Raw genomic sequence first — 14,237 nt, forward strand, 5'->3', positions numbered from 1 at the left:
AAAAATCAATTTAAAATTCTAACCATAAGTTCCTTCAATAAATCACCTTGAGGCACAGCGTTTGACCCAACTCCTTTTCCCTTAACATCAAATTCCCTCAAAATAGCCACTACCTTACTCACCTTTCTCATGGGGAAATTATGGGCAGCATTGATGTATTCATTAACAAAATACGGGTTGATTTTTAAGGCCGAAGCCACACTGCGTGGCGATTTATCATTGAGTCCATGAAAATGGAGTAACTGTGAAAAAAAATTAAACAACAACGAAACTGTAACTACCATGGGGTTGTCTTTCGGGTTTTCAGCAAAGTAATTGATGATTTTAAAAATCTTGCTTGTGTCCCTTTCACCGATAGCTTTACGCAGTTCAAAATTATTATAATCTTTACTTATTCCTATATTTTGCTCAATATGCTCTGGTGTTATTTGTGTTCCCTCGGGCAAAATAATTTGGAGTTTCTCAAGTTCATTATTGATTTTGCTCAAATCTGTTCCTAAAAACTCAACAAGCATTTGTGCTGCCTTTGGAGAAATGGCGTATTTTTTTGGTGAAAGCACTCTGCGTATCCAATCAGCTACCTGGTTTTCATAGAGCTTTTTACTTTCGTAAACCACCCCTGTTTTCTTCAAGGTTTTGTACAATCCCTTCCGCTTATCAATCTTTTTGTATTTGTAATTAATAACCAAAACCGTGGTAGGCTGAGGGTTTTCGGCATATGTAGCCAATTTTTCAATGCTGCGTGACAAATCTTGCGCCTCCTTAACAATAACCACCTGATATTCTGCCATCATGGGATATCGTTTGGCATTGCTTACAATATCTTCAACGGTTACATCACGCCCGTACAAGATTATTTGATTGAATCCGCGCTCTTCTTCTTGGAGTATGGTACTTTCAATAAAATCGGAAATCTTATCAATATAATATGGCTCCTCACCCATTAAAAAATAGATGGGTTTTACATTCCCATTTTTTATATCGTTGACCAATTCTTTTACTTCGTCCAAATCGTTTAAAAAGTTTTAAAACAACAACAATATTCTTTGCAAAACATACTTGCTACGGAATTTGGTATTTGGAAATTGTTATTTATTATTTTGTGGTTAACTTTGAAAATTAAACGCATCAGTATTGCAAGCACTTAATTTCCCCAAGTATTCATTTCGTTTCAAAAATAAAGAAAATAAACTTTCTATTTTTGATGACATCCGTAAAAAATTCGTGGTTTTACAACCTGAGGAATGGGTGCGTCAACATTGTTTGCTTTATTTAATTCAAGAAAAAAACTATCCAAAATCATTAATCAACGTTGAAAAGGAATTGATTATAAACAACTTGAAAAAACGTTATGATGTTGTTGTTTTTAATACGGACGGAAGCATTCATTTAATTGTTGAATGCAAAGCACCCACTATAACCATAAACCAAGACACTTTTGATCAAGTTGCCCGTTATAATTTGGAATTGAATGCCACTTATTTGATGGTTACCAACGGATTAAATCATTATTATTGCCAAATGGATTTTAAACAAGAACGTTACCAATTTTTAAAGGACATTCCAGATTATAACTCATGAATATTGCCATTGCCATACTAAATTGGAACGGAAAAAAATTACTCGAACAGTTTTTGCCTTCTGTGGTCACATATTCTAGAGAAGCCAAGGTTTATGTGATTGATAATGCTTCATCGGACGATTCAGTTACCTTTGTAAATGCAAATTTTCCCGATGTTAAAGTAATTCAAAACACAGAAAATGGCGGCTATTCCAAAGGCTACAATGACGGCTTGAAGCAAATTGAAGCAGATATTTATTGCCTTTTGAATAGTGATGTTGAAGTAACAGAAAATTGGCTTACTCCAATCATTGAAGCGTTTAATAAATTCCCTGATACAGCCATAATTCAACCAAAATTACTAGATTTTAAGAACCGAGATTATTTTGAATACGCAGGTGCCGCTGGAGGTTTTATAGACAAATATGGCTATCCCTATTGCAGGGGAAGAATTTTTAATTCCATAGAAAAGGATTTGGGTCAATACAATGATGTTGCCGAAATATTTTGGGCATCGGGTGCTTGCTTCTTTATTAGAAGTAAAGTGTTTCAAGAACTAAAAGGTTTGGATGAAGATTTTTTTGCCCATATGGAAGAGATTGACCTATGCTGGCGGGCAAAAAATATGGGATATTCCATTAAATATGTTAGCGATTCTAAAGTTTACCATGTTGGAGGTGCCACACTCAGCAATTCCAATCCGAAAAAAACATATCTAAATTTTAGAAATAGTCTATTTATACTTACCAAAAACGGAAAAGGGATTTTATTTGGAAAAATATTAACCCGACTGATTTTAGATGGCATTGCCGGAGTGAAATTTCTTCTGGAATTGAAACCTGAACATACACTGGCCATAGTCAAAGCCCATCTAAGTTTCTATTTCCATTTTAATCACTTGGTAAAACAGCGAAGATTGGTCAAAAAGAAAATAAATTATTACAAAAAACCATCTATTGTCATTGATTATTTCGTAAATAAAAAAACTAATTACAAAAGTTTATAAATAGTTAGTAAAAGTTTTGTTAAAATGTTAAAAACGGCTGATTTTTATATATTTTTGTTCTAGCAATTAACAAGAAAAATTAATCCTTAAACAATTATGAAAAAAGTTTTATTACTTGGTGTATCTTCAATGATATTACTAAGTTCATGTGTATCTAAAAAATTATATACCGACCTTCAAGCTAAACAAAAAGAAACTCAAGATTTATTAAACTCAGCAACCGTAAAATTAAACGCTTGTTTAGAAGATAGAGCTTCTGCAACTGCCAGAGTTACAGCTTTGGAAGACCAAGTAGCTACATTGAAAAATTATAATGAAAACCTTCAAGTTTTATCCGCAAAAGGTGCTTCAAACGTTGAAAAAACATTAGAGAGTATCAAAGAAAAAGATTTAAAAATCACTCGTTTACAAGATGCCCTTACCAAAAAGGACAGTGTTACTTTAGCACTTGTAACAAGTTTAAAACGTGAAGTTGGAATTAACGACCCAGACATTGAAGTTAATGTTGAAAAAGGTGTTGTATTCATTTCAATTGCTGATAAATTATTGTTCCAAAGTGGAAGCTACAATGTAACTTCAAGAGCTAAAGAAGTTCTTGCCAAAGTTGCCAAAGTTGTAAACAGCAAACCTGATTTTGAATGTATGGTAGAAAGCCATACAGACAATGTTCCTTACAACAAACCTCCTTTATTAGATAATTGGGATTTAAGTGTTAAGCGCGCTACTTCAGTTGTAAGAGTTTTAGAAGAATTGAGCGTAAACCCTGCACAATTGATTGCTGCCGGACGTGCTGATTATGTGCCATTGGTAGATAACAATACTGCTGAAAACAGAGCAAAAAACAGACGTACTCGCATTGTTGTGCTTCCAAAAATCGATCAGTTCTATGACATGATTGAAAAAGAAATGAAAAATTTAGAAGCAGGCAAATAATCTGTGTTCTAATTATAGAATTAAGCCCAATCAAAAGATTGGGCTTTTTCATTTACTACATCTCAAAGTCCATAATAATACAAAATCATGGTATCAAATAGCACCCTAAAACTCCTGTTTATTTCTACTGCTTTATTAGCTAATATGAATTGCAAGAAAGTCGCAGAATCTAAACCAGATGGGTTCATTAATATCTTTAATGGCAAGAATCTTGAAAATTGGGAAGGAGACCCAACCTATTGGCGTGTACAAAATGGTATTTTAGTTGGAGAAATAATCCCGGAAACGCTGCTTAAAAGAAACACGTTTATTATTTGGAAAGGTGGCGCACCATCAAATTTTGAATTGAAATTAGACTTTAAAATTTCCGATAAAGGAAACAGTGGCATCAATTACAGAAGTTCGTTAATTGACACGTTACCTTTTGCATTAAAAGGCTATCAAGGTGATATTGACGGTAGTAACCGATACACGGGTATGAATTACGAAGAACGCGGACGCACAACATTGGCGCCTCGCGGCCAAAAGGTCATTGTTAATTCCCAGCCCAACCCAGAAAGTGAAAACTCGTTAAAAAACAATATTGTGAGCAATGCGTGGCAAAGTTCGGAGATTCTGGCATCTTTGGGAAACCAAGATAGTCTTTTAAATTATATAAAAGACAACGATTGGAACACCTTTCACATTATTGCAAAAAACAACAGATTGCAGCATTTTGTTAACGGAAAGCTTATGAGTGATGTTACAGATAACGATAGCTTAAACCGAAAGCAATCAGGATTCATTGGCGTACAGGTGCATACGGGGCCACCAATGAAAGTTGAATTTAAAAACATTCAACTTAAAACCTTGAATTCTGAATAACAAAAAAAATCCATATAAACTGATAAAAATTAGGTTTTATGAATTCTTCATTATTTAATTTTAAAGCTTAAAAAAACTAACATAATGAGTACCAAATCCCTCACTTTATTGGCTTGTGGCTTGTTATTGGCTTCATCTTGTAAAAACGAGAAAAGCGAAACCATAACCACCCACGAACAGACGGAACATGAACAACATTGGAGTTATTCTGGAGAAACATCGCCTGAGCATTGGGTTGAAATTGAAAAAAATTCCAATTGCGATGGAAAACACCAATCACCCATAAACATTATTCATAAAGATACAGATTCTTCGGCTACCAAAACCGATTTAAAAATACTGTATACACCTACAACACTTATCAGTAAGGTTGAAAACAATGGGCATTCCATACAGTTTGATTTTGAAACTGGTGATTCCATCAACTACAAAAACGAAACCTTTTACCTCAAGCAAATTCATTTTCATGAGCCTTCGGAGCATCGCATCAACGGTATCATCTACCCTATTGAAATGCATTTGGTACACCTCAGTAAATTAGGTAAAATCACCGTTTTGGGCATTTTGGGTGAAGAAGGTGACGACAGTGAGTTGTTCGAGTTTTTCGATAGCTTTTTACCCATTGAAAACGGAGCCAATAAAGACATTCACCACAACATAGATTTGTCTTCCCTTTTTAAGGGCAACAATAATTTTTACTCTTACAATGGCTCGTTAACCACCCCACCATGCAGTGAAAATGTTAATTGGGTGGTTTTTGAACAACCCATTGTACTTTCGGTTGAAGAGGTAGTAAAACTTAAAAACAACATGCCATTAAACAACTACCGTAACGAACAACCCTTAAACGACCGGGTGGTAACCTTAAATTATTAGTGCAATATGGGTTATAAAGCCGTAATTTTTGATTTAGATGGCACATTGGTAAATTCAATTGAAGATATAGCCAATGCCATGAATACCGTGCTACAAAGCTACAATTACCCAACGCATAGTTATGAAACCTATAAACAATTTGTCGGTAGCGGTATAAAACGCTTGGTCGTAAGGGCTTTACCAGAAAACCAGCGCGAGGAAGCACAAATTGAGACTGTTTTTAATGAAATGATGAGTATTTACAGTACCCAATGCACGCAAAAAACCAAGCCTTACGATGGCATTATAGACCTGTTAAACCACCTGAAAACCGAAAACATAAAACTAGCCGTACTCTCCAACAAAACAGACCAACTGACCAAAAAAATAGTTTTGGCACTGTTTCCAAATTATTTTGAAGCTGTTGAAGGATTGAGCAATGAGGCACACAAAAAACCCAACCCAAAAAAAGCGGTGGAAATTAGCAAAACCTTATATCTTCCGCCTGAAGCAGTCATATTTGTAGGAGACACCGCTATAGATATCCAAACCGCACAAAACGCCAAAATGCTTGCCGTTGGTGTGTCTTGGGGTTTTAGGGATAAAACCGAATTAATTGAAAGCGGTGCGAAACATATACTAAAGCACCCATTGGAGCTGATGGATTTGTTGTAATTATCTTTAAAACCAAACTATTAACTTTTAAAAAGTTGACAACTTTTATTTTTTATATATGCCGTAATTATTTACTTTTTGATTTTAAAAATATAACTTCGCTTACATGTGCTGAACTTGTTTGAGTATCGACTGATATAAGTCATTAAAACGACGCATATCATAACGATAAGCCCACCTTAAAATCAACATAATAATAAAAGGCTTTACAAAATGTAAAGCCTTTTTTAATCATATCATTTATTTTTACTTTTTCAAATAAGCCAAAACATTAGCTTCAATACGTTCTTGAATGTTACTAACATCGGCTTTAATAAAAGTTTCGCCTGTAATATTTTCGTAAAGCTCTATATAGCGCTCGCTAACGGTCTCAACGTATTCGTCATTCATAAAAGGCACAGTTTGCCCTTTTAATCCTTGAAAGTTATTGCTAATTAGCCATTGGCGCACAAACTCTTTACTCAACTGCTTTTGTGGCTCGCCTTTTTGTTGGCGTTCTTTATAACCATCGGAATAAAAATACCTTGACGAATCTGGGGTGTGTATCTCGTCAATCAATACAATTTTTCCATCTTTAGTTTTTCCGAATTCGTATTTGGTATCTACCAAAATCAAGCCTCGTGCCGCTGCAATTTCAGTGCCGCGCTTAAAGAGTTTTTTGGTATAATCTTCCAAGATTTCATAATCCTCCTTTGAAACAATACCCCGTTTTAAAATATCTTCTCGGGAAATATCTTCGTCGTGGTCGCCCATTTCGGCTTTAGTGGCCGGTGTTATGATTGGTTCTGGAAAAGCATCATTTTCTTTCATACCTTCTGGCATAGGCACACCGCAAAGCATACGTTTTCCTGCTTTGTACTCGCGAGCAGCATGACCGCTTATATACCCACGAATCACCATTTCTACCTTAAAAGGCTCGCATAAATGCCCAACGGCCACATTGGGGTCTGGAGTGGCGGTCAACCAATTCGGAACCAAATCTTCGGTGGCTGCCATCATTTTGGTTGCAATTTGGTTGAGTATTTGCCCTTTGTATGGAATACCTTTTGGCATAACAACGTCAAAGGCTGAAAGCCTGTCGGTGGCTATCATCACCAATTGTTCATCATTTATGTTATAAACTTCCCTTACCTTTCCTTTATAAACACTTTTTTGCCCTGGAAAATTGAAATTGGTATCGATTATGGTATTACTCATTTTGATTTTCGAAATTCGATTTTCGATTTTTGATTTCTTATCGTCATTACGCTTTAGCGTAAACCTCGAAATTATTTTATTTTTTGAAAGACCCTTCGACTCCGCTCAGGGTGACATCAATTTGTAATTTAACTGTTTACCGCAACTGAAAACTATAAACTAAACTACTCTCTGTTTTCAATACTCTTATAGGCCTCAATCACCTTTTTAACCAAGCTGTGGCGGATAACATCTTTATCATCCAAAAATATCATGCCTACGCCTTCAACATTCTTCAAAATCAATAAGGCTTCCTTGAGTCCTGAAATGGTACGACGTGGCAAATCGATTTGCCCTGGATCTCCCGTCAACAAAAATTTAGCGTTTTTTCCCATTCGGGTTAAAAACATTTTCATTTGCGCATGGGTGGTATTTTGACCTTCATCAAGAATTACAAATGCATTGTCCAATGTTCTACCGCGCATAAACGCCAACGGTGCAATTTGTATGGTACCATTTTCAATATAATGCGCCAATTTTTCTGGTGCAATCATATCGCGCAACGCATCGTAAAGCGGTTGCATATATGGGTCTAGCTTTTCCTTCAAATCGCCTGGTAAAAACCCAAGGTTCTCCCCTGCCTCAACGGCTGGGCGCGTTAAAATAATACGCTTTACCTCTTTGTTTTTTAAGGCCTGAACCGCCAAAGCCACTCCTGTATAGGTTTTTCCCGTACCTGCTGGCCCGATGGCAAAAACCATATCGTTTTTCCGAATCAGCTCTACCAATTTACGTTGGTTGGTGGTTTGGGCTTTTATCAACCTTCCGCCTACACCATGTACAATGACTTCACCACTTTGTTGTGACGTGTTATAATCGTCACTGCTTTGGCTGGTCAATACACGCTCAATGGTGTTTTCGTCTAGCTTATTATACTTTCCATAATGCTTAAAAAGCATAGTCATACGATGGTCAAACTCCTCCAGTAATTCTTCATCACCAAAAGCTTTAATTTTATTGCCCCGTGCTACTATTTTTAACTTAGGAAAGTGTTTTTTTATAAGTTCGATGTTGGCATTTTGAGCTCCAAAAAGTTCTTTTGGAGCAATCTCTTCAAGTTCAAGAATGATTTCGTTCAAAGGCTTATAATTATTTTTTAAAATTTCCGTTTGATTAAATGTGATTTATATCCAATCAGACAAAATGATTTCTTAGTTTTGTAATTGGTTATTAAAACTCAAAAATACTAAATTTGAGTGACCACGAACTAAAAACATATCAACAATTTTGCCCATGGCAATCATCACCCTAACTACCGATTTTGGCGAAAAAGACCACTTTGCTGGCGCAACAAAAGGTGCTATTTACAGTGAACTGCCCGAAGTGAAAATTGTTGATATCTCGCATTCCGTTTCGCCATTTAATATTCCTGAGGCCGCTTACATTATTCAAAATGCTTATAAAAGTTTTCCGAAGGGCACCATTCATATTATTGGGATTGATTCTGAATTAAATCCTGAAAACAAACATATTGCGCTTAAACTGGACGACCACTATTTTATATGTGCCAACAATGGTATTATGAGCATGATTTGTTCTGAAATTGCGCCACAAAAAATTGTTGAAATTAACATCCATGATAAAATACAAACCAGTTTCCCTGTTTTGGATGTGTTTGTAAAAGTGGCTTGCCATATTGCGCGCGGCGGAACCTTGGAGGTTATTGGCAAAAACATTGAAGAAATAAAACCCATCAAGAACATTGTGCCTTATGTGAACGACGACAAAACGCAAATTGTGGGTAGTGTGATATACGTGGATAATTACGGAAATGTGGTGACCAACATTAAGCGAAGTTTCTTTGAGGCCATTCAGAAGGGACGGTCTTTCGAAATTTCAGCCAGAAACTACACCTTTAAAAAGATACACAAGAAATATAGTGGCATTGTAAACTTTGAAATTCCCGAAAACAAACGACACGACGAGGGCCGTAAACTAGCCGTTTTTAACTCTGGGGATTTTTTGGAAATTGCCGTTTACAAAAGCAATAGTGAAAATGTGGGCAGTGCCTCAACACTTTTGGGGCTCAGATTAATGGATGCTGTGAGCATTAATTTTATTGCTGCTCCCTTAACACCAAAAGGTATTGACATGCCACAAATTGTGTCTAAAGCTACCGACTTTTAAACAAACGTAATCTATGATAGTAAGAATAGTGAAAATGGGATTTTACAAGCAGAATATTGATGCTTTTTTAGATAATTTCCATGACACCAAGGGAGATATTAGGGCTTTTGAAGGCTGTTCTTATTTGGAGTTATATAGAGATAAAACCAACCCGAGCGTATTTTTTACCTATAGTTATTGGGAATCTGAAGAACATTTGGAACAATATCGAAAATCGGAATTATTCAAAAAAGTCTGGAGCAGGGTTAAGCCGCTTTTTAGCATTCGTCCAGAGGCTTGGAGTGTTGAAAAAATTGAAACGCTTAAATAACGAATTAAATTAACGATATTTGAATTTTGATTCTGAAACCTTGAACCATAAATACCTTTAATGCTAGCCATTTTAAAAAAAGAAATAAATTCGTTTTTTGCCTCACCAATCGGGTATTTGGTTATTGGAATTTTTTTAGTGGTAAACGGCCTATTTCTTTGGCTATTCAAGGGTGATTTTAACATTTTAAACTACGGCTTTGCCGACTTATCGTCGTTTTTTCTTTTGGCTCCATGGATTTTGCTATTCTTGATTCCTGCGGTAACCATGCGTAGTTTTTCAGATGAAAAAAAACAAGGCACTTTAGAACTGTTGCTCACCAAGCCCATATCGGCTTTCAACATTGTTTTGGGCAAATATTTTGGCGCCTTTATCTTAATTATTATAGCTTTAATTCCAACGTTACTGTACGCTTACACGGTTTATGAATTGGGCAACCCTGTTGGGAATTTGGATATGGGAAGCACATTGGGCTCTTATTTCGGGCTCTTGTTTTTGGTGGCCGCTTACACTTCAATAGGCGTGTTTGCCTCTACCCTTTCAGACAACCAGATTGTGGCCTTTATTGTTGGGGTTTTTATTTGCTTTTTCTTTTACATTGGTTTTGAAGGCATCGCCGATTACACATCCAGTAATTTTGTTGAACAATTAGGCATGAATGCCCATTTTAAGAGCATGGGGCGAGGTGTCCTGGATACAAGGGATATTGTTTATTTTTTGAGCATCACCATGTTTTTTTTAATGTTAACCAAACTAAAATTGAATACCGAACGTAAATGATTATTACACCAATTTTTATTATTTCTATGATTTTGGTTTTTGTGTTGGTTTGGCTGTTTGTCAACACCATTGATAAGCGCAAATGGCTAACTTTTTTGGTCAGTTTGGTTTTAACGCCAATCGTTTATTTTTATGTGTTTTACCCAATTTTGAATATTTTCAGTAGTTATAATCATGAAAAACATTTTGATGCCGAGGCTTGGGAAGCAGAACCCGCATTGCGCTTCGAAATGGCACATGAAATTTTAAACGACAGTATTTTTATTGGAAAGGACAAAAATGAAGTAGAAAACCTTTTAGGTGAAAGCGAATGGTACGGGTGGGATAATGCGATAAAAGCCAACTCACCGGATAAATGGAACTACAATATGGGTTTTAAACCCGGAGCGTTTAACAACATGCAAGAATGCATTGAACTGAATTTTGAAAACAACAAAGTGAAGTCGGTTACCTCATATCAATTAGAAAAAACTTTTGACTAAATATTTAAAACATATCGTCATTCTTATCGCGGCTTTGGTTGCCGTTAACTTTTTAGGCCACAAGGTTTACAAACGTTTTGATTTAACTTCAGATAAACGTTATACTTTAAGCGAATCGGCCGTTAACATTATAAAGGATATTGAATCTCCCATTGTTGTTGACGTTTTTTTGGAAGGTGAAGATTTCCCCTCGGAATTCAGACGACTTCAAAAGGAAACACAACAATTACTTGAAGAGTTTGCAGCACAAAACAAAAATATTGTCTTTGATTTCATCAACCCGTTAGAAGAAGAAAGCACAAAAGAACAGAACATTCAGCAACTTACCCAACGTGGTTTAACGCCAATGCAACTTAGTGTTCAAGAAAGTGGAAAATCCTCTCTGGCGGTCATTTTTCCGTGGGCTTTGGCAAGTTATAATGGGCAAACGGTTATTATTCCTTTGGTGAAAAACAAAATTGGTGCTTCTCAGCAAGAGCTGGTTACCAATTCCGTGCAACATTTGGAATATGCTTTTGCAGACGGATTTAACAAACTTACCAAACCAAAACACCAAAAAATAGCCATTTTAAAAGGCAATAAACAACTAGAGGACAAATACATAGCCGACTTCTTGAAAAAACTAGGTGAATACTATTTTATCGCACCTTTTACTTTGGATAGTGTTGCTTCAAACCCACAAAACGCCCTTAAGGAAATTGAAACCTATGATTTGGTAATTTCCGCAAAACCCACCGAAGCGTTTACCGAAGAGGAAAAACTGGTTTTGGACCAATACACCATGAACGGAGGAAAGAGCCTTTGGTTGATTGATGCCGTAATCATGGAAAAAGATAGTCTATACAATGCTTCGGGTAAAAATTATGCTGTTACGAGGGATTTAAACTTAACCGACTTTTTCTTTAAATATGGTGTTCGCATAAATCCGGTTATGGTTAGTTCTTTATATTCTGCACCAATTACATTGGCCATGGGCAGTGGCAGCGAATCGCAATTTCAACATCTAAAATGGCCCTATTCGCCCTTGGCGGGTTCGAGTAGCAACCACCCAATCGTCAATAATTTAAATTTGGTGAAATTTGATTTTGCCAACCAAATAGACACCCTTAAAAACCAAGTTAAAAAAACCATTCTTTTAAAGTCAGCCCCATTGACTAAATTGGAAGGCACGCCACGAGAAGTGAGTTTGGACATTGTTACCAAAGAGCAAAATCCGCAATTGTTCAACAAAGGCAACCAAACACTTGCCGTTCTTTTGGAAGGTGAATTCAGTTCCGTATACAGCAACCGCATTAAGCCTTTTAAACTGTCAGGAGTAGAAGATAAAAGCGAACCAACCAAAATGATTGTGGTAGCTGACGGTGACGTGATTAAAAACGACGTGGTTAGAAACACGCCGCAAGAATTGGGCTTTGACAGATGGACAGGGCAATTGTATGGCAACAAGGAATTTTTACTGAATGCCGTAAATTACCTTTTGGACGATAATGGACTTATAAACATTCGTTCCAAAGAAATTGCCGTAGCCTTTTTAAACCAAGAAAAAATTGCGGACGAAAAAACCAAGTGGCAGCTTATAAACATTGCCTTGCCATTGGTTTTATTAGGTCTTTTTGGACTTGTCTTCAACTACATTAGAAGGAAAAAATTTGCTTGCTAAATGTTAATAAGTTTGTTTCGAAATATAGACTGATTGGGATATATTTGTAAGTAATATAATGACAATTTAAACTAAGCTGGTTGGCGAAATAAATTGGATTTCTTAGTAAACTTTCTAGAAATAGCTTAAAACCTTTATTTCCTTTAACCTGAGAAAAACGATAAAATCTTCAGATGAAATTTATAGTATCAAGCACGTATTTATTAAAACAATTACAAATTTTAGGAGGTGTTATAAATAGCTCGAACACCCTACCTATTCTCGACAATTTTTTATTTGAATTGAATGGCAGCCAATTAACTGTTTCTGCAAGCGATTTAGAAACCACCATGTCGTCAACCTTAAATGTTGAAAGTGATAGCGAAGGCAGCGTGGCCATACCGGCAAGGTTGTTATTGGATACCTTGAAAACATTCCCTGAGCAACCACTTACCTTTATTGTTGAGGACAACAATACGGTTGAAATAAGCTCAAACCATGGTAAATATGCCTTGGCCTATGCCAATGGAAATGAATTTCCAAAAGCAGTAGCATTGGAAGACCCGAGCAAAACGGTTGTAACCGGTGATATTTTGGCAACAGCAATTAGCAAAACTATTTTTGCTGCAGGTAACGATGATTTACGCCCGGTAATGAGCGGTGTATTTTTCCAGTTTTCAACTGAAGGTTTAACCTTTGTCGCTACCGATGCCCACAAATTGGTAAAATACACACGCGAGGATGTTTCGGCCAACCAAGTGGCAGAGTTCATCATGCCTAAAAAACCTTTAAATCTTTTAAAAGGTATTTTAGCAGCAAGTGAAGACGACGTAACTATTGAGTACAACGACTCCAATGCCAAATTCACTTTTGAAAATTCCGAATTGATTTGTCGTTTGATTGATGGAAAATACCCTAATTATGAAGCCGTAATTCCAAAAGAAAATCCGAACAAACTGGTGATTGATAGAAATCAATTCTTAAACTCTGTTCGTCGTGTGAGCATCTTTTCTAATAAAACCACACATCAAATTCGCTTAAAAATTGCCGGTGCTGAATTAAATATATCTGCCGAAGATATTGATTACAGCAATAAAGCCGAAGAGCGTTTAACATGCGACTACCAAGGCGATGATATGCAAATTGGTTTTAACTCGCGGTTTTTAACCGAAATGCTAAATAACCTAAATTCCGACGACGTACAATTGGAAATGAGTATGCCAAACAGAGCTGGTCTTTTAACGCCAATTGACGGACTTGATGAAGGAGAGAAAGTGACTATGTTGGTAATGCCTGTAATGCTCAACAATTAATTCCTTTAAAACCTCTAAACTAAACTAGATAAGTAAGTTGCCTTTGGCAGCAAACTAAAAACGCCCACCAATTTGGTGGGCGTTTTGTTTATCTCAATATAACTAAACTAACTAATAAAATTAAGAGATAAAGGGTATGTGGGCTTTTCTCCGTGGCTCGCTTTAATGGCATTAATAATTGGAAATATAAAGGATATAATCCCTAAAATAATCAGGCCAAAAATACCTACCAGTATAAATACCAAAGGAATACAAATTATGGTGTACACCAGCATACTCAATTGAAAGTTGACAATATGTTTTCCCTGTTCATCCATTTTGTATACATTTTCCTTTTGGATTGCCCAAATGACTAAAGGAACTATAAGTCCTCCAAATCCTGTTAAAAAAGTAAGCAACTGGGCTAAATGTGTAATAACTAAAAGTTGGTTATCCTGTCTCATGATGATGGTCGTG

At 36.2% G+C, this 14,237-nt stretch carries 16 protein-coding genes; 12 read left to right on the forward strand and 4 right to left on the reverse strand.

Features of this window, described 5'->3' with window-relative positions:
* Nucleotides 1–5: 5 nt before the first annotated feature.
* Nucleotides 6–1,010, reverse strand: coding sequence for a DNA polymerase III subunit delta (holA, locus tag ACB104_RS01225; protein ID WP_370476455.1), 1,005 nt, complete (start codon nucleotides 1,008–1,010; stop codon nucleotides 6–8).
* A gap of 124 nt (nucleotides 1,011–1,134) precedes the next feature.
* On the opposite strand from holA, the gene ACB104_RS01230 reads away from it, so the two are divergent.
* From ACB104_RS01230 to ACB104_RS01255, 6 genes are all read left to right on the forward strand, one after another.
* Entirely contained in the window at nucleotides 1,135–1,581 is a 447-nt protein-coding gene (locus ACB104_RS01230; protein ID WP_370476456.1) for a type I restriction enzyme HsdR N-terminal domain-containing protein, read from the forward strand.
* Nucleotides 1,578–2,567, forward strand: coding sequence for a glycosyltransferase family 2 protein (locus tag ACB104_RS01235; RefSeq protein ID WP_370476457.1), 990 nt, complete (start codon nucleotides 1,578–1,580; stop codon nucleotides 2,565–2,567). The genes ACB104_RS01230 and ACB104_RS01235 overlap by 4 nt, the downstream gene beginning before the upstream one ends.
* A gap of 96 nt (nucleotides 2,568–2,663) precedes the next feature.
* Nucleotides 2,664–3,500: an OmpA/MotB family protein gene (locus tag ACB104_RS01240; RefSeq protein ID WP_370476458.1), complete on the forward strand. Its 837-nt coding sequence runs from the start codon at nucleotides 2,664–2,666 to the stop codon at nucleotides 3,498–3,500.
* A gap of 144 nt (nucleotides 3,501–3,644) precedes the next feature.
* Nucleotides 3,645–4,364, forward strand: a complete 720-nt coding sequence (locus ACB104_RS01245) for a 3-keto-disaccharide hydrolase (protein ID WP_370476459.1) — start codon at nucleotides 3,645–3,647, stop codon at nucleotides 4,362–4,364.
* An 84-nt stretch (nucleotides 4,365–4,448) separates the two neighbouring features.
* Entirely contained in the window at nucleotides 4,449–5,240 is a 792-nt protein-coding gene (locus tag ACB104_RS01250; protein WP_370476460.1) for a carbonic anhydrase, read from the forward strand.
* 6 nt (nucleotides 5,241–5,246) lie between these two features.
* The gene (locus ACB104_RS01255; protein WP_370476461.1) at nucleotides 5,247–5,894 is read left to right on the forward strand and encodes an HAD family hydrolase; all 648 of its coding nucleotides are present in this window, start codon (nucleotides 5,247–5,249) and stop codon (nucleotides 5,892–5,894) included.
* Nucleotides 5,895–6,140: 246 nt separating this feature from the next.
* On the opposite strand, the gene ACB104_RS01260 is transcribed toward ACB104_RS01255, so the two are convergent.
* Complete coding sequence (locus ACB104_RS01260; RefSeq protein WP_370476462.1) at nucleotides 6,141–7,091, reverse strand: phosphoribosylaminoimidazolesuccinocarboxamide synthase; 951 nt, start codon at nucleotides 7,089–7,091, stop codon at nucleotides 6,141–6,143.
* Between the two features lie 164 nt (nucleotides 7,092–7,255).
* Entirely contained in the window at nucleotides 7,256–8,209 is a 954-nt protein-coding gene (locus ACB104_RS01265) for a PhoH family protein (RefSeq protein WP_370476463.1), read from the reverse strand.
* 154 nt (nucleotides 8,210–8,363) lie between these two features.
* On the opposite strand from ACB104_RS01265, the gene ACB104_RS01270 reads away from it, so the two are divergent.
* The 6 genes from ACB104_RS01270 (at nucleotide 8,364) to dnaN (ending at nucleotide 13,781) form a co-directional block, all read left to right on the forward strand.
* Nucleotides 8,364–9,257 carry an SAM hydrolase/SAM-dependent halogenase family protein gene (locus ACB104_RS01270; protein WP_370476464.1) on the forward strand — a complete coding sequence of 298 codons (894 nt, stop codon included), beginning with the start codon at nucleotides 8,364–8,366 and terminating at the stop codon, nucleotides 9,255–9,257.
* Between the two features lie 13 nt (nucleotides 9,258–9,270).
* On the forward strand, nucleotides 9,271–9,567 hold the full coding sequence (locus ACB104_RS01275) for a putative quinol monooxygenase (RefSeq protein WP_370476465.1): 297 nt from the start codon (nucleotides 9,271–9,273) through the stop codon (nucleotides 9,565–9,567).
* 60 nt (nucleotides 9,568–9,627) lie between these two features.
* Nucleotides 9,628–10,347, forward strand: a complete 720-nt coding sequence (gldF, locus tag ACB104_RS01280; protein ID WP_370476466.1) for a gliding motility-associated ABC transporter permease subunit GldF — start codon at nucleotides 9,628–9,630, stop codon at nucleotides 10,345–10,347.
* Nucleotides 10,344–10,829 (forward strand): hypothetical protein, encoded by a 486-nt coding sequence (locus tag ACB104_RS01285; protein ID WP_370476467.1) that lies wholly within the window; start codon nucleotides 10,344–10,346, stop codon nucleotides 10,827–10,829. Before gldF ends, ACB104_RS01285 begins: the two co-directional genes overlap by 4 nt.
* Nucleotides 10,822–12,489, forward strand: a complete 1,668-nt coding sequence (gldG, locus tag ACB104_RS01290) for a gliding motility-associated ABC transporter substrate-binding protein GldG (protein ID WP_370476468.1) — start codon at nucleotides 10,822–10,824, stop codon at nucleotides 12,487–12,489. The genes ACB104_RS01285 and gldG overlap by 8 nt, the downstream gene beginning before the upstream one ends.
* Nucleotides 12,490–12,662: 173 nt before the next feature.
* Entirely contained in the window at nucleotides 12,663–13,781 is a 1,119-nt protein-coding gene (gene dnaN / locus ACB104_RS01295; protein ID WP_370476469.1) for a DNA polymerase III subunit beta, read from the forward strand.
* Nucleotides 13,782–13,888: 107 nt separating this feature from the next.
* On the opposite strand, the gene ACB104_RS01300 is transcribed toward dnaN, so the two are convergent.
* A complete protein-coding gene (locus ACB104_RS01300) occupies nucleotides 13,889–14,224 on the reverse strand; it encodes a DUF4870 domain-containing protein (RefSeq protein ID WP_370476470.1) in 336 nt (111 codons plus the stop codon).
* Nucleotides 14,225–14,237: the final 13 nt, after the last annotated feature.

It is taken from the genome of Tamlana flava (assembly GCF_041287255.1).
GTDB lineage: Bacteria > Bacteroidota > Bacteroidia > Flavobacteriales > Flavobacteriaceae > Tamlana > Tamlana flava.